Source organism: Moorena bouillonii PNG (assembly GCF_001942495.1).
Lineage (GTDB): Bacteria > Cyanobacteriota > Cyanobacteriia > Cyanobacteriales > Coleofasciculaceae > Moorena > Moorena bouillonii.
Genome location: NZ_MKZS01000001.1, coordinates 737,140 through 753,049 on the forward strand (window position 1 = coordinate 737,140; position 15,910 = coordinate 753,049).

Annotated in this window: 16 protein-coding genes and 2 pseudogenes; 11 read left to right on the top strand and 7 right to left on the bottom strand. The window is 41.7% G+C overall.

Translation table 11 applies throughout. The annotated features are described in order from the left end of the window. Positions 1–275 precede the first annotated feature (275 nt). A complete protein-coding gene (locus tag BJP37_RS03030; RefSeq protein WP_075896361.1) occupies positions 276–461 on the bottom strand; it encodes a beta-ketoacyl synthase N-terminal-like domain-containing protein in 186 nt (61 codons plus the stop codon). 450 nt (positions 462–911) lie between these two features. On the opposite strand from BJP37_RS03030, the gene BJP37_RS03035 reads away from it, so the two are divergent. Further along, on the top strand, positions 912–2,069 hold the full coding sequence (locus tag BJP37_RS03035; RefSeq protein WP_075896363.1) for a YcjF family protein: 1,158 nt from the start codon (positions 912–914) through the stop codon (positions 2,067–2,069). Here the strand turns inward: BJP37_RS03035 and BJP37_RS35495 are convergent. Then, positions 2,066–2,284, bottom strand: coding sequence for a hypothetical protein (locus tag BJP37_RS35495; RefSeq protein ID WP_075896365.1), 219 nt, complete (start codon positions 2,282–2,284; stop codon positions 2,066–2,068). The genes BJP37_RS03035 and BJP37_RS35495 overlap by 4 nt on opposite strands. 222 nt (positions 2,285–2,506) lie before the next feature. Continuing rightward, positions 2,507–3,385, bottom strand: coding sequence for a glycosyltransferase family 2 protein (locus BJP37_RS03045; RefSeq protein ID WP_075896367.1), 879 nt, complete (start codon positions 3,383–3,385; stop codon positions 2,507–2,509). A 374-nt stretch (positions 3,386–3,759) separates the two neighbouring features. Here BJP37_RS03045 and BJP37_RS03050 point away from each other — a divergent pair, with 374 nt between their 5' ends. Next, entirely contained in the window at positions 3,760–4,344 is a 585-nt protein-coding gene (locus tag BJP37_RS03050) for a DJ-1/PfpI family protein (protein ID WP_075896369.1), read from the top strand. Positions 4,345–4,791: 447 nt separating this feature from the next. Here BJP37_RS03050 and moeB read toward each other — a convergent pair whose 3' ends face one another. Both moeB and BJP37_RS03060 read right to left on the bottom strand, forming a co-directional pair. Further along, positions 4,792–5,964, bottom strand: a complete 1,173-nt coding sequence (gene moeB / locus BJP37_RS03055) for a molybdopterin-synthase adenylyltransferase MoeB (protein WP_075896371.1) — start codon at positions 5,962–5,964, stop codon at positions 4,792–4,794. Positions 5,965–5,998: 34 nt separating this feature from the next. Beyond that, positions 5,999–6,475: a M67 family metallopeptidase gene (locus tag BJP37_RS03060; protein ID WP_075896373.1), complete on the bottom strand. Its 477-nt coding sequence runs from the start codon at positions 6,473–6,475 to the stop codon at positions 5,999–6,001. 262 nt (positions 6,476–6,737) lie between these two features. On the opposite strand from BJP37_RS03060, the gene BJP37_RS03065 reads away from it, so the two are divergent. From BJP37_RS03065 to BJP37_RS03085, 5 genes and pseudogenes are all read left to right on the top strand, one after another. Then, positions 6,738–7,925: a hypothetical protein gene (locus BJP37_RS03065; protein WP_075896375.1), complete on the top strand. Its 1,188-nt coding sequence runs from the start codon at positions 6,738–6,740 to the stop codon at positions 7,923–7,925. 434 nt (positions 7,926–8,359) lie between these two features. Continuing rightward, the gene (locus BJP37_RS03070) at positions 8,360–10,063 is read left to right on the top strand and encodes an ABC-ATPase domain-containing protein (RefSeq protein WP_075896377.1); all 1,704 of its coding nucleotides are present in this window, start codon (positions 8,360–8,362) and stop codon (positions 10,061–10,063) included. A 55-nt stretch (positions 10,064–10,118) separates the two neighbouring features. Continuing rightward, positions 10,119–10,460, top strand: coding sequence for a DUF433 domain-containing protein (locus BJP37_RS03075; RefSeq protein WP_075896379.1), 342 nt, complete (start codon positions 10,119–10,121; stop codon positions 10,458–10,460). Positions 10,461–10,476: 16 nt separating this feature from the next. Beyond that, positions 10,477–11,337, top strand: a complete 861-nt coding sequence (locus BJP37_RS03080) for an alpha/beta fold hydrolase (RefSeq protein WP_075896381.1) — start codon at positions 10,477–10,479, stop codon at positions 11,335–11,337. A gap of 399 nt (positions 11,338–11,736) precedes the next feature. Beyond that, positions 11,737–12,158 (top strand): annotated as a pseudogene (locus BJP37_RS03085) (YccF domain-containing protein). A gap of 308 nt (positions 12,159–12,466) precedes the next feature. On the opposite strand, the gene BJP37_RS38310 reads toward BJP37_RS03085, so the two are convergent. Further along, positions 12,467–12,613 carry a hypothetical protein gene (locus tag BJP37_RS38310; protein WP_158069381.1) on the bottom strand — a complete coding sequence of 49 codons (147 nt, stop codon included), beginning with the start codon at positions 12,611–12,613 and terminating at the stop codon, positions 12,467–12,469. Next, positions 12,594–12,874 (bottom strand): annotated as a pseudogene (gene brnA / locus BJP37_RS03090) (type II toxin-antitoxin system BrnA family antitoxin). The gene BJP37_RS38310 and the pseudogene brnA overlap by 20 nt, the downstream one beginning before the upstream one ends. A 113-nt stretch (positions 12,875–12,987) precedes the next feature. Between brnA and BJP37_RS03095 the strand changes: the two are divergent. The 4 genes from BJP37_RS03095 (at position 12,988) to BJP37_RS03110 (ending at position 15,804) form a co-directional block, all read left to right on the top strand. Continuing rightward, the gene (locus tag BJP37_RS03095) at positions 12,988–13,233 is read left to right on the top strand and encodes a FitA-like ribbon-helix-helix domain-containing protein (protein ID WP_075896383.1); all 246 of its coding nucleotides are present in this window, start codon (positions 12,988–12,990) and stop codon (positions 13,231–13,233) included. Positions 13,234–13,311: 78 nt separating this feature from the next. After that, entirely contained in the window at positions 13,312–14,214 is a 903-nt protein-coding gene (locus BJP37_RS03100; RefSeq protein ID WP_075896385.1) for an IS5/IS1182 family transposase, read from the top strand. A gap of 171 nt (positions 14,215–14,385) precedes the next feature. Beyond that, positions 14,386–14,808, top strand: a complete 423-nt coding sequence (locus tag BJP37_RS03105) for a type II toxin-antitoxin system VapC family toxin (protein WP_075896387.1) — start codon at positions 14,386–14,388, stop codon at positions 14,806–14,808. A gap of 93 nt (positions 14,809–14,901) precedes the next feature. Then, the gene (locus BJP37_RS03110) at positions 14,902–15,804 is read left to right on the top strand and encodes an alpha/beta fold hydrolase (RefSeq protein WP_075896389.1); all 903 of its coding nucleotides are present in this window, start codon (positions 14,902–14,904) and stop codon (positions 15,802–15,804) included. Positions 15,805–15,910: the final 106 nt, after the last annotated feature.

Consider the following 15,910-nt stretch of genomic DNA (forward strand, 5'->3'; position numbering starts at 1 on the left):
TGTGATTAATTCCATAGTTTTTTGGTAGTGGTACACAAGTATTGATTTTAGCTACCCAAACCTCCATTATGCCGTAGCAAAATCCTTACATCTTTATCAATACCTTTTATTTAAAGGTTTGTGTATATCGATTAGGTAATTTTTCATGGCTAATACTGGATCTGCTTTATTTTGGATATCAGCAATTAATATCTTTGGCTCTCCTAGCTTGATTGAAAACCCAGTGACATCATAGGGGAGTAATATGATCTAATTCAGTTTGTGTAATATTCTCTTTATAATCTATTTTGATAATCATTTACAGTAAGACTAACAAAAACTCCTGTAGACTCACCTTGTAAGGTTTTTGGAATGTGCCCGTCATTTTCCATGGCTTCCCAACTAACTTCCAGAAGTAACCGATGTTCTGGATCGAGACTGACAGTGTCCCGAGGTGAAATCCCAAAAAAGCGAGTATACATCTTACCTGGAACGCTTGGATCGGGTTTTTAGTAAGCATTGAGCGCGGTTTGCACTTCAGTTAGGTACAAAGGGGTTTGTAGGGAGCAGGGAGCAGGTAAGAGGTAAGAGGTAAGAGGTAAGAGGCAAGAGGTAAGAGGCAAGAGGAACCCACCCCTAACCCCTCCCAGGAGGGGAACGCAAGAGGCAAGAGGCAAGAGGCAAGAGGCAAGAGTGAAAAAATAATGTGTACCTCATAGCTATGAAAAAGTTAATTTTTGTATAAATGGTAACAGACACAAAAATGATTGACTCAATTTTTTGTAAACTTTGAATAAATCCCATCGTAAAGCAGTTTTTTTGTTCAAAGTCAACAAATTTTTCGCTGACTTTAAACAAATATCAAAGATTTTGGTAAAATTTTATGGCTAGATTCAATACTTCTGGGTAGTTGCTAAAGGAGAAAACTACTAATGTCAGAGCACATTTCGTTTGATGAACTGTTAGGTAAAATGAGCGAAGCCTATGAAGATGCCCAGAGCAAAGTTGAGCAATGTAATGTTTTAGTAATTGGTAAAACCGGTGTAGGAAAAAGTACTTTAGTAAACACAATTTTTCGCTCTCGTCTGGCAGAAACTGGAGTGGGCTATCCTGTTACTCAAACCATTCGTCGTTATACGAAAACAGGTTGCCCGATTACAGTGTACGATACACCAGGGCTAGAACTTAAAGCTCAACAGATTGAACGAGTAAGGGGAGATATCTCGAAACTAATTGATGATCAAAGGAAACTAGAGGCAAAAGAACATATTCATGTGGTGTGGTATTGCCTTAATCATGAAACAGCTCGATTGGATCCGATTGAGGAAGAATGGCTAAAGAGCCTCCAACAAAAAGATGTACCCGTTATCTTAGTGCTGACTCAAACCTTAACGAAAAAACGTAGTGAGTTTATTGCTTTCCTAGAGGGTAAGAATCTACCGGTTAGTCAGATTATTCCAGTGCTAGCACAATCAAAACCTATCGATGATGATTATACGGTGACAGCCCATGGTTTAGAGCGTTTAGTAGAAGTGACGGCAAATTTACTGCCGGAAGCCCAGCGCAAAGCATTTCTGAGAGAACAGATTAGAAATATTGAACTAAAAGCAGGTGAAGCGTTTAAATATGTTACGGGTTACGTTACTGGTTCAGCATTGGTTGGTGCCTCACCAATTCCGTTTTCTGATGCGCCAATCTTGGTAACTATGCAAACGGTAATGATTGCTAATATCACCAGCATTTTTGGATTAACGGTTGAAAGAGCTTTTCTGGGCATGGTGATATCTGCTCTTGGGGGTACAGGAGGAATGACTGCAGTGGGTAAAGTAATTGTCGCGAATTTACTCAAAATGATTCCTGGTGCAGGCACCGTGCTTGGTGGAGCAATATCAGGCTCAACGGCAGCAGCACTAACCCTGGCTCTTGGTCTATCTTATATTGAAGCACTTAAGATTTATGTGAAAGCTCAGGTTGATGGTAAAGAAATACCCCTTTCTGAGCTGGCGAAAATTATCATTGAACAATATAAATACTATGCGGGAACAGGTAAAAAAAGCTTGAGCGATCGGGAATTGCCGCCTTCAGATTAGGGGAGGGTGGGAAATGTGGGGAGATGGGGAGATGGGGAGATGGGGAGATGGGGAGATGGGGAACAGGGAACAGGGAACAGGGAATAGGCAATAGGCAATAGGCAATAGGCAATAGGCAATAGGCAATAGGCAATCGGCAATAGGCAATAGGCAATAGGCAATAGGCAATAGGCAATAGGCAATAGGCAATAGGGAAAAAATCCTGTGTACCTCATTACTATTAGAACGTAAGCATTCAGCCGTCAGCCGTGAGCTTTTAGCTCACGCTACTTGAGGTGCCGTCAGCTTTTAGCTCACGCTACGCGAACAGCTTAAAATAAACCTATAACTAGAGAATTTAATAGTTCCAGATCAATGAGAATTGAAAGTCTGGGGAAAAGTCCATGACTCGTGGCACAGGCTTCGAGGCTGATAGCTGATAGCTGAATGCTTAGCTTTTAACTAATCATATATCCTACTATAAGACACACATATTGTAAAGTTGACAAGAGTTGATTTATAAAACCGGGTTTATTGGGAATAAATGGTTTAGGAGTTAAGTCAATGGAGTATAGCTGACTGACTAGTTTGTTGCCTTTTCCATATCTGATAAATCTTTTAATAAATCCGAGAATGCCGTGAGTGAAATCATGATAGACAATTGATTGCCAACTATAGGATAAGTTGCCAATTTCTAATAACCTAAACCCTAAATCTATATCTTCACCGGCAGCAATTTTAATAGTTTCGTTAAAACCACCGATTTTTTCAAGGGCTTTTTTCCACACTAGGGCATTGGCTGTAATTAAATATTCCGGTCTGAGCATCTGGCCATCTTCAATAACTTTTAAGGGGACAAGTATTTCTTGAGTTTCATAATAGTTTGACAATACATCATTGCTCCAGGATTTAACATTACCTGCATATCCGATGGAGCCATTCATGGCATTAAGATAGCCTGTGATTAAGGATTCTGAAGGAATGCAGTCACTATCGGTAAATAAAATCCAATCTCCTTTAGCAGAGTTGATTCCCATATTTCTGGCAGATGCCGGTCCAAGTTTTGAGCATTTTATCACTCTTATTGAAAGCGGAGCAACTTGAAACTGTTTAGGGATAGTAATCTCTGGGCTTGATTGATTATCAACGATAATTATTTCTTTGGGATAGCTTTCTAGATTCTGGGTTTTGAAAAATTCTGACAAAAATAAGTCAATTCCTTTCTGATTATTCCTGACGGGTATAACTATCGATATATCAGAGGATTTAATGGTTACTGGTGCAATTAAATGAGCTTTCTTTTGTGGCTTAAACCCCAATTTACTGATTAACGTCATAGGATTGGCTGAATTTTATCCTTCAGAGGTTTTAGACCCCTATACAGAATCTATGCTACTCCATCAGGACATTTTTGGATAGAGTGGGGAGATGGGGAGATGGGGAGATGGGGAGATGGGGAAGTGTATAATTTATAATTTATAATTTATAATTTATAATTTATAATTTATAATTTATAATTATAGATTCTGCATTCTGCATTCTTCATTCTACATTCTTCATTCTGCATTCTACATTCTTCATTCTACATTCTTCATTCTTCATTCTGACAGACAACCTTGGCCAAAAGGCCACGCTACGCAAACAACCTCAGAACCTTGATAGATTAGGATTGCTCAAGAGCTATTCCGATTCAAACCACAGGAGTGATAACATGGCAGGAAAGCAAATCTTAATGCTCGTAGGTGACTTTGTAGAAGACTACGAAGTGATGGTTCCCTTCCAAGGGTTGCAGATGGTAGGACATACCGTTGATGCTGTCTGTCCTGACAAAAAAGCTGGGGACATTGTTCGCACAGCGGTTCATGACTTTGAAGGAGACCAGACCTACACGGAGAAGCCTGGTCACAACTTCACCCTCAATGCCACCTTTGATGCCATCAATCCTGAAGATTATGACGCCCTAGTGATTCCAGGGGGGCGAGCACCAGAATACATCCGCCTCAATCAAGATGTGATCAAAATCGTGCAGCACTTTGCCCAAGCCAACAAACCAATCGCAGCAATTTGTCATGGTGCTCAATTGTTGGCAGCAGCAGATGTAATCCAAGGTAAAAAATGTTCCGCTTATCCAGCCTGTGGTCCCGATGTTACCCGTGCTGGTGGAACCTATGCTGACATTCCAGTAGATCAAGCAATAGTAGACGGTAATTTAGTAACAGCTCCCGCTTGGCCTGCTCATCCCCGGTGGCTAGCAGAATTCCTCAAGGTTTTGGGTACTCGCATCGAGCATTCATAGCACTTTTCAATGGGGTAAGGTATAAATTCCTGGGTTTTAGGGAGTAGGGAGCAGGGAGTAGGGAGCAGCGATGCAGCGCGGTCTTGGGGGTTTCCCCCATGAGCGACTGCATCAAGACAGGGATCAACTTTGAGATCAGTGCTGAACTATACTTTGAGATCAGACAGTATCTACAGAATTAGCAGCATTGGTGACCAGTAAATAAAATAGCGATCGCAAACTCATCTGCGATCGCACCAAATACAACTAATGGAATTCCCGTTACCGTGGCCAGATCCAGTTCCTATAGCAGTCCAAGACAAGGTTAAGACATAGTTCTGTTCCCTGGTTAAAACCTTCTTGACTATTGCCTTTTGCCTTTTGCCTTTTGCCTTTTGCCTTTTGCCTTTTGCCTTAAAAGGATAAGCAATGTCCCTGACTGGTTCACCATAATTGCTATATATTTAGTTAGTATTGCGGTACTGATGAATCAATTTCCTGACTCCAGGCAGTAATACCTCCTTTGACATTAATCCCTTCAATACCAGCCTCTTTCAAAATTCCCAAGGCTTTCGCTGAGCGACCTCCCTTCTTGCAATGGGCAATCAAGCGATGACCATTAACCAGCTCCTTAACTTTTGCTACACCAGAACCCTGTTCAATATCCGGTAATGGCACTAGAACTGAGCCAGAAATCTTAGCAATCTCATACTCATGGGGATTGCGGACATCAATTAAAACAAAATCATCCGCACCACTATCCATGAGTTCCTTGAGCTCCTGGACATTCATCTCTTTGATATCCATCTGGCGTTTGGCTTCCTCTTCTTTAGCTTGGGGAATGCCACAGAATTGTTGATAGTCAATCAACTTCTCAATGACCGGTCGTTCTGGATTGAGTCCCAGTTTCAATTCCCGGAAAGTCATATTTAAAGAGTTGTATAGCAACAAACGTCCACTGAGGGTATCGCCCTTGCCTAAAATAATTTTGACCGTTTCCGTTGCTTGGATCACGCCAATAATTCCTGGCAGAATGCCCAAAACCCCTCCTTCTGCACAGGAAGGTACCATTCCTGGTGGTGGGGGCTCAGGGAACAAGTCGCGGTAGTTGGGACCACCTTCGTAATTAAACACTGTCGCCTGTCCCTCAAACCGGAAAATAGAGCCATAGACATTTGGCTTATTCAGAAGTACACACGCATCATTGACTAGGTAACGGGTGGGAAAGTTATCGGTACCATCGACGATAATATCATAGGGTGCCATGATTTCCAAGGCATTCTCGGAATTCAGCAGGGTTTCGTAGAGGTCTACCTGACAGTGAGGGTTGATTTCTAGAATCCGCTCTTTGGCCGACTGAATTTTCGGTTTACCTACCCACGACGTCCCGTGAATTACCTGACGTTGGAGGTTAGAACTATCTACAACATCGAAATCGACTAGACCTAGGTTTCCAATTCCAGCAGCAGCAAGATAGAGCAATAGGGGTGAACCTAATCCACCACTACCTATACATAGGACACTGGCAGCTTTGAGGCGTTTTTGTCCATCTAACCCAACTTCTGGCAAAATCAGGTGTCGGGAGTAACGTTCGTATTCGTCTTTACTTAATTGGATTTCATCTAGATTGGGATTTAACATGGCATGTTGGGTTGGAAGCGGTAAGACTCAGCAGTTAACCTTTGATAATGATAGTTTCTTCTGGCTGGAACTGGTGGTGTTCATCCAGGCTCCAACTTCTGAAGTCACACGCTTTACCTTCCTCAACGGCAACAATAATATACGAGTATTGCTGCCAAGCGATCGCACGATCAAATTCTGAAGGTACCGCTGGGTGATCTGGATGAGAGTGATAGATCCCGATTATATCCAGATTGCGATCGCGTGCGTCTTTTTGTGCCCGCAGTAGCACCTCAGGTGCAATGCTAAATCGGCGCTGTCTGCTATAATCTCCCTGAGGTTTGCCCTCAACCGTAGCATAGGCATCAGCTGCTTCACTATCCCAGTTGTTCGGTGTGGGTAATACTTCAACCAGAGTTTTCACCTCACCCCGGTGCTTACCCAATAGTAAACCGCAGCACTCTTCAGGATAGGTGCTCTCTGCGTGGTTTTGAATTGCCAGTTGATGCTCAGTGTCCAGTTTTAAGCCCATACCGATTTAACTATCACCATGTCTTGATGCAACTCTTTTTTGTTCACAGTTGAGTCTATAGTATCGTCAACTGTCAACCGTTAACCAAAAATTATCAATTATCAAATTATCAATTATAATATCACTTGTAATAGGTAAAATATTGTCGGTTGTAATACGTATTAGTCTTCGGGGTTGGTCAAATTTCAATTAACAAGTCTCAATTCACCAGTCTCAATCGTCAAATTTCAATTAACAAGTCGTTAAGGCACCAGGATTTGATATGACTCCTAACCGCACTATAACAGCAAACAACGAAGAATATCGATTTTTTTTTCAGGAGAATGCTGCCAATATTTTTAAACACCATGACCTGGAAGTAATAGAGTCATTGCAACGTCGAAAAATTTCGATTAGCAACATTATACCATTGGAACAGGTTTACAAGATATCTGTAAAAATCGGTAAAAATATTCCCTTTAAGTCAGTAAAAAAATTAGCCTTACAACAAATGGAGGCAGTAGGGGAATTTCTCCAATATTTTCAAATAAGCATCCTCGGTCAACCCACCAGTATCTTCCAACTCCATGAGATTGAAATTAAAATAGATAAAATTTTTACCCCTGGCTTAACCTATGAGGCCGGGAAACTACTAATCTCTATTCCTGACTCTTCCTTACCGTTTCAGTCCCGTTACCTTAGCGATCAGGAGCTGAAAAATCAATGGAATAAGGGTAATCATCTCTCTAAAAAGTCTCTGTCTCGTAAAGCTTGGTGGTTATTAAATCCAATCGGGGAATTTCGGACTAACCTCAGAACAGTGCTATGGCAAGCTGCCCAAAAGCAAATTTTAGGTATTGACAAACTATTACTTAAGTTTGGCTTAATTGATAGATATGATAGAAGTGAGCAAAGCAGTGATCAACCTAGCTTACTGTTCAACCAGAATACGCCACCACAAGACCAGGGGTTCAGAGAAGGTGCGATCGCATTGATCAAAAACTCTGTGAATGAAGAGAAGCTGGGAATAGACTTAGAAGTAGTACTTAAGGATCAAGATGAGGCTACCTTAGGGAAGCTGCTGGGATTATTTAGGCAAAACTTGGCAGACGCCGGTCAAATAGAAGAACTGATTGAAGCTGGTGCTTTAACCCTACAACAAGCCGTTTTCCATGAACAATCTGAAATTGATATTAAGATGTTTGGGTTTGTGAATGTCGGTAATTATCATCGCATTGATGTATCGCTGAATCTAAGTGCTGGTTACTTGAAAAAATATGTTGAATTGATTCCCAGAAAGGCTGTAATCAAAGCAATTCAATTTGGATTTGTAAACGTCTATACTATAGATGATATTACAGTAAATCCTAACTTTCATGGAGCAATTAAGCTCTATTGGGAAACCGCTGCTCTGGAAAAATCACTGCAAGAATTAAGTCTAGTTAATCTATCAGAGCAGTCAAGTCAGTAAACTTAAGCGGTCAGCGGTCAGCGGTCAGCGGTCAGCGGTCAGCGGTCAGCGGTCAGCTTCGTGGCACAGGCTAGAAGCCTGTGACTTCACTAAGATTAAACAAATGGTTAGCTGTTTTATTCAAAAGCACCTCAAGTAGCCTGGGTGGCACAGGCTAGAAGCCTGTGAAGTAGCCCATAAGCTAATAGCTGTTCGCTTAGCGTGCGCGTAGCGCATTAGCTGATAGCTGATAGCTTAAGTCATCACTCAATAGTCATAAGGGTAGTCAACACTCAAAAGTTATCAATCCCTTGTTAATTGACAATTGGCTATACTAATCGGTGTAGGAATTGTGAGAATTTTTGTTCCCTTTTCCCTACTCCCTGTTCCCTGTTCCCTGTTCCCTTTGGTATAGTAACCATTGACAATTAACAAGCAATTTTCTGCTTGCAATTATGGCCACTAGCAATCAATTGGAGTCGTTACTCCTACAACTCGATGACCGCAGCTACAAATCCTACAGAGATATCAAGGGTAGCTATCAGTTTCCAGATTTCACTCTAGTCATTGACAGGGTTCAGGGAGACCCCTTTGCCTCTCCTAGCCAAGTGCGCGTGTACTTACCCCAGTCAGTGGCTGGTTTCCCCAGTGAGCTGTATCGCACTGACAGCCGAGCCATCGCCCTAGAGGATTATCTAACTCGCTCATTTGATTGGGTAGCTGGGGAAATGAGCTGTCGGCGGGGTACCGGGAATAGTGGCTTGATTGCCATTACCCGTGTCGGGCAATCAGTACTGGAGCGCACCTCGGCTTTGGTGAGTGATGAAGGGGTAGAAATCCGGTTTGTGGTAGGATTACCAGCTCGTGGTCGTCGGATTTCTGGGCGTCAGGCCGCAGAAATGCTATGCCAAGATATCCCTGATATTATAGACCAATCCATCAAGTATGAAGTCCTCGATCCAGCTGCTATTAAGCATCATGTAGAAACAGTGGAAGATGCCGATTGGCTGCGTCAACAGCTGGCAAGCCGTGAATTAGTTGCTTTTATTCCTAACGGTGCCATTTTGCCACGGTCGAGTGGGGTGGATGACAAACCATTACAAGAGGATGCGATCGCATTTCAATCTCCCCAGACACTTCAAGTAGCATTCACTTGTCCCAATCGAGGATTAATTACCGGTATGGGAATCCCAGAAGGGATCACCTTGATTGTAGGAGGTGGCTATCATGGCAAATCCACAGTGCTCAAAGCCATTGAATTAGGCGTTTACAATCATATTCCTGGAGATGGACGGGAATTAGTAGTCACCAATCCCACCGCTGTCAAGATTCGGGCTGAAGATGGTCGGGGGATTTCTGGTGTAGATATTTCCCCATTTATTAATCAATTACCTCAAGGTCGCTCTACTGAAAAATTTTCCACCACCAATGCTAGTGGTAGCACCTCCCAGGCCGCAAATATTATCGAAGCACTTGAGGCCGGTACCAAGTTACTGTTGGTAGACGAAGACACAGCAGCAACTAACTTTATGATTCGCGATCGCCGTATGCAGGAGCTGATTGCTAAAGATAAAGAACCGATTACACCATTTATTGATAAAGTCCAACAGCTCTATACCGAGTATGGTGTTTCTACTATTTTAGTCATGGGAGGCAGTGGAGATTACTTTGATGTAGCCGATACCGTCATTGCCATGGAAAACTTCCAACCCCAGGATGTCACCGAAAAGGCTCAGTTAATTGCCGAAAAATACTTTACCGAACGCACCGCTGAAGGCGGGAAACACTTTGGCACTATTACCCCACGGGTACCATTAGCCGATGGGATTGACCCCAGTCGTGGACGCAAAGCCGTAAAATTGAAAGTCCGAGATGTAGATGAAGTAGGGTTTGGTGCAGAAAATATTGATTTATCTGCTGTTGAGCAGATTGTAGAAGTAGGTCAGTTAAGAGGGATTTCCAAAGCTCTTGTTTATGCTAAAGAGAAGTATATCGATGAACGATTGACCCTATCGGAAATTTTAGATCTGGTGATGAAAGATATTGAAGAAAAAGGATTGGATGTACTAACTTTCTTTCCTGAAGGGGATTTAGTCCAATTCCGCCGCTTAGAATTAGCAGCAGCTCTGAATCGATTGCGAACCCTGTCAGTGCTTTGAGGGTAATCTGGTTAAACAGTCCTTTTAAAATTATCAATTATCAATTATTGAACTGATGAAAATAGAAGACTATTTTGATTTTATTGCTCCTGATGATATTCGCATCAAAGGAACGCGAGTGGGCATTGAAAACGTGCTGTATGAGTACATTTATCGTAATCGTACTCCAGAAGAAATTCTTAACTGTTTTTATACTATTACCTTGGATCAAGTTTATGCCACAATTCTTTACTACTTAAACAACAAAGAAGTTGTCACAAAATATATTTCTGACTGGCTGGAATGGAGTCATCAGCAACAAAAAGCTCAAGAACTAAACCCTCCTCCAGGCATAGTTAGATTACGGAAATTAAAAGCAGAACAAGAAGCCAAGAATAAAGCCTATACTATGACTTAAGCGCGATCATCCCATCATGCCCATACGTCAAACCTTAGACTTACCAGACATCCAACTGTCTTACCTAGAATGGAACCAAGGCCAAACTCCCTTGTTACTCTTACATGGCTTAGCGGACCATGGCCTAGTGTGGTCTAGCCTCGGGGATTACCTTGCCCCAAAGTATCATATTGTTGCTCCAGATCTGCGCGGTCATGGGGAAAGTAGCAAGCCGGATCAAGGCTATACCTTTGATGATCACATCGCCGATTTAGAAGCGTTAATGGATCACCTAGGATGGTCTAGTGCTGATATCCTCGGTCACTCCTGGACTGGTAAATTAGTTCCGATCTGGGCTAAGCAAAATCCATCCCGATTGCGCAGCCTAATTTTGGTGGATCCCTTTTTCATGGGCAAAATTCCGATGTGGTTTAAGGTTATGTTTCCCCTACTCTTCCGTGTGTTGCCTTTTGTAAAAGCTATGGGCCCCTTTGTCAGTTATGAGCAAGCGGAAGCACAAGCTAAACAATTAAAACAATACCGGGGTTGGAGTCCCTTTCAGCAAAATGTCTTTCAAGCCAGCATTGAACCTAAACCTGATGGCAGTTGGGGCAGTAAATTTGTGGTTCAGGCGAGAAATGAGATTTTTGAAGACGTGATGCGCGTAGCAGGACTAACGGAAATCATTGCTATTCCTACCCTATTGATAGTACCAGAAAAAGGTCTTAATCGCTCGGATTGGCAGCTAAAACCCTATAAAACTTATCTCAAAAATCTAACTATCCGTCAAGTTCCTGGCAATCATTGGCCATTTTTAGTAGAGCCGGAAGAGTTTAATCGGGCTGTAGAGCTGTTTTTGGAAGAGCAACAGCAAAAGCCCTCTGACTTTGAGGGATGACTTGTTGCTGTCAGCTTTTTGCTCTGATGTTTCAGGATTAAACCATTCAATTTTATGTAAGCATTCAGCAGTCAGCAGTCAGCGGTCAGCTTATTTTATTCAAAAGCACCGATTAGTAGCGTGGCACAGGCTTCGACGCTGGCACTTTCCCCATAAACACCTCAATTAGTATGGGCGAGAGCGCATTAGCTGATAGCTGTTCGCGTAGCACCTCAAGTAGCGCTTAAGCTGATAGCTGTTGGCGTAGCACCTCAAGTAGCGCATATGCTTACAATTTTATTACCCCTACTCCCTACTCCCTACTCCCTACTCCCTACTCCCTACTCCCTAGGAAAAAGTAATTCACCCAATTTAGCTGGTATAATTAAGTAGTACCAAAGGGATTAATAAAGGAGAGTCATGAGCCTTCTAGGAAACATTATCTGGTTAATCTTTGGTGGTTTAGTGGTTGGTACCGGTTACATTATCGGTGGATTAGCGATGCAGCGCGGTCTTGGGGGTTTCCCCCACTCGCGCTTTGCATCAAGACAGGGATTTGTCTGACTATTATTGGCATCCCCTTTGGAATACAGGCTATCAAGCTGGGCATCGCTACTCTGGCACCATTTGGCAGAACAATTGAGGAAACGTCAGAGGTTGGTAGCCTCCTCAATATGATTTTTAACATTATCTGGCTGCTCGTATTTGGCTGGGAGATTGCCGTTGCTCATTTGGTTTCAGGGCTAATTTTAGCGATTACGATTATTGGCCTTCCCTTTGCCCAACAGCATTTTAAATTAATTCCCTTGTCTCTATTTCCCTTCGGAAGAGAGTTGCGATAAATTTTATATTCAATACTTCTGTATTTATGGATAACACAGTTTTATTTGGTATGGGAACTTTGCAGGAGTGGCTAACAGTATTAGGTTATGCATCCTTAATTGCTTTTGTTTTTTGGCGCGTGATGCTCACAAAGCCGAAGTGATATATTTGATATAAGCGAAAACGCATTTAAAATTGGTTTTAGCAAGGCAAAAGGCAAAAGGCAAAAGGCAAAAGCACACTGTAATCTATCTTTTTTATTTGATTTCAGCCACTAATACAGTATTAAATGCACAACAGCTTACTGCCCATAACGCACTCTAGAGGATCAAGCGATCGCATAAGCGCGGAAGCTGAGGCCGTAGGCCACGCTTTGCGAACGCTTCATCGCATCCCGTCTAGTGCGTTCGCGTAGCGGCTCTGAACGAGCATCGCATTCTTTTATATAAAGGTTTTTAAGACGATAGCTGTTCAAGTCGTTCAGCGAGCCATACCTTAATAATTGACTGACGGGTGACCCCCAATCGTTTGGCTTCCCGATCTAATGCTTCAATCATCCAAGTTGGGAAATCAACATTAACTCGTTTCTGCTCATATCCAGGACGTTTAGCATGGGAAGCGATGCAGCGCGGTCTTGGGGGTTTCCCCCACTCGCGCTTTGCATCAAGACAAGGTCTAAGAATTCAGTAATGTCTTCCCCCTGATCGAATTTGGCATCAAATTCTGTTGCTTTCATAAATGGCTACCTCTTCTTTTCGCGTCCGCCTGACTGAGATAATCCGTACTTTGTTTTGTCCATAGGTTTGGTATCACTATGCTATCATGATAGTGTAAACATTAGTGAAAACCATGACCAATTTAAGTCTAAGAGATATTCCTGAAGAGCTTTACCAACAGATTAAAGACATGGCTGCCCGAGAACGCCGTTCTGTCAATCAACAGATTTTAGTGTTATTGGAACGGTCTGTGCGACTCTCCCAGCGACCGTCAGCAGAGGTTCTCAAAGGAATTGATCGCACTAGAGAAAGCATCTTTGCCCGAGTTGGTATTATGCCTGATTCAGTGGAGCAAATTAATCAAGACCGGAGCCGTTAATAGACATCTCCAAAAAATAAAAAACTTAGATTTGCTTTATGTTATAATAGAATTTAAATCTCCTGTTTATTTTTAATAATGATTCCAATTGTCAGTTATATTAAACGTAATCCAAAGTCAACAAAGAGATTGATAGGATTAAGTTATCAACAACTCGAACAACTCCTTGAAAAAGGTCAGGAATACCACCATAAAAAAAAGTCAGAGCTGGCTAAATCAGAACGGAGATTAATAAAAGCTGGTGGTGGAAGAAAAAGCCTTTTAACTACAGAGGAACAAATCATTTTAACCTTATATTATTTACATAATAATCCTACCTTTGAAATCTTAGGAATTCATTTCAATGTGTGCGAATCTACAGCTAACAATGTTTTTCATTATTGGCTGAATATTTTGAGTGAGCTCTTACCTAGCAGCTTGCTAGAACAAGTAAAAAAAAATCCAAGTGACGAGAAATGGGTCAAGGAAATTTTAACAGAATTAGAATTAATTGTAGATAGCTGTGAACAAGATAGAGAAAGACCTTCATCTTATGAAGAACAAAAAAAGTATTACTCCGGCAAAAAGAAAAGACACACTTTTAAAAATCAAATAATTACGACTCCAAATGGGCAAGAAATAGTTGATGTTATAGTAGGACATCCTGGACCTAAAAGTGATATTGTTTTATGGCGAGAACAGTCAAAAAACTTAGCAGATACTCAAAGGTATAACGGCGATAAAGCTTACTTTGGAGAAGAGAGAATAAAAACCCCAAAAAAGAAACCAATAAATCAAGAAATGCCCCCAGAAATTAAAGAAGATAATAAGAAAAAATCTCGGGAGCGAATTTTTGTGGAACACCTGATCAGGGTTATAAAAATATTTAGAGTTGCTTCGGATAAATTTCGCCTAAATAGCCAAAATTATTCAAAAGTTATTTTGACAGTTTGCGGTTTAGTAAGACTCCGAATAGGTGCTTTGATTTTAAGTAATTGTTAGCCTCAGTTTTTGTTAAACAAATTAGATATTTAGTTAAGAAGTTTTAGGTTTATTTTTATCAATAAATCTTGACAAGTCTTATTATTTCGTTGAAAGGTGTCACATTTGTGAATGATCGCAAGCATCTCAAAGCTAGTGATAGAATTGCTTTGCAATTCCTGGAGATGTCTAATGCTGTTGGTGATTGACAGTAGCGTTGTTGCTAAGTGGTTTTTTGTGGAGCCATTAACCAAACAGGCTCTGGCTGTCCGTAAAGATTGGGAGTTATCCAGAGTAGATTTGATTGCACCAGAACTGATGCTAGCAGAAGTCGGAAATATTATCTGGAAAAGACAAAGAGTAGGTTTGATTACTGAACCAGAGGGAAATAGTCTCATTGCCCACCTACTAGCACTCTCTCTGCCAACAGTAGAGACAAAAACTATTCTACCAAGAGCCTATAGTTTGGGAGCAGCTTTTGACCGGACTGTTTATGATGCCCTCTATCTAGCCTTAGCAGAGGCAATGACAGCTAAGTTCATCACGGCAGATCTGCGCTTGTATAATGCAGTTAGTGGGAATTTACCATTCATTGACTATTTAGGGAATTACTAAGTTGACTTGTCCCTTCCCCATCTCCCTATATCCCTATCTCCCCACACTTCTTTTAGTTATAGATTTACAAATATCAGATACACCCCTATCACCATGACTACAGCAACTAATCCAACTCAGATTAACTCTGGTATTGGCGGTACCAAAAATTTCTACAACTGGGATTGGCAAGACAAACACTATCAAGTAGTCTACGAAACTATTGGCGCAGGAAACCCTGTACTATTACTGCCTGCTTTTAGTACAGTTTCTAGTCGCACAGAAATGAAAGGTATTGCCAATCTACTCGCTACCAACTATCAAGTTACCGTGCTAGATTGGTTAGGATTTGGCGAGTCTCAATGCCCTCCTGTGGATTACAATCCCGTATTATTTCAGCAGTTATTAGCAGATTTTGTTAACTCTGTTTTTAATAATAACTCAATTATCGTAATTGCTGCCGGTCATGCTTCAGGATACGCTTTAAAATTTGCCCAAGATAATCCAGATAGTATTTCTAAACTAATTTTAGTGGCTCCCACTTGGAAAGGACCGTTAAGAGTAATGGGTTTACCCGATGGAGTAAGAACGGGAGTAAAAAACCTAGTGCGATCGCCTTGGTTAGGTCAGACTCTATACTATCTCAACACTACCCCTTCGTTTCTGCGCTTGATGTATAAACGCCACGTCTATGTGGATGAAACCAAACTAACTCCCGAATTTATCGCCCAAAAACACAAAATCACTTCCAAAAATGGCGGCAGATATGCCCCTGCTGCGTTTGTTACTGGCGCAATCGATCCTGTCGCTAATCGGGAGGAATTTTTGCAGCTTTTAGACTCTGTGCCCATGCCCGTATTAATGATATTAGCGGAAAATGCACCACCTAAGTCAAAAGCGGAAATGATAGCGATGGCGGAGTTAGAACAGGTGCAAACCGTTCGATTAGCTGGAACCTTAGGTATTTCTGAAGAGTATCATGAAGCGGTAACAGCAGTGATTCAGGATTTTATTTAGCTATTTAGCGATCGCTTGCGTACCTTGTGTAGGGTGCGTGATAAGACGGGCGAGCCCTGATTTTATCCTTAGCCAGTATTAGGACAGTCCGTCCCGTAACGCACCA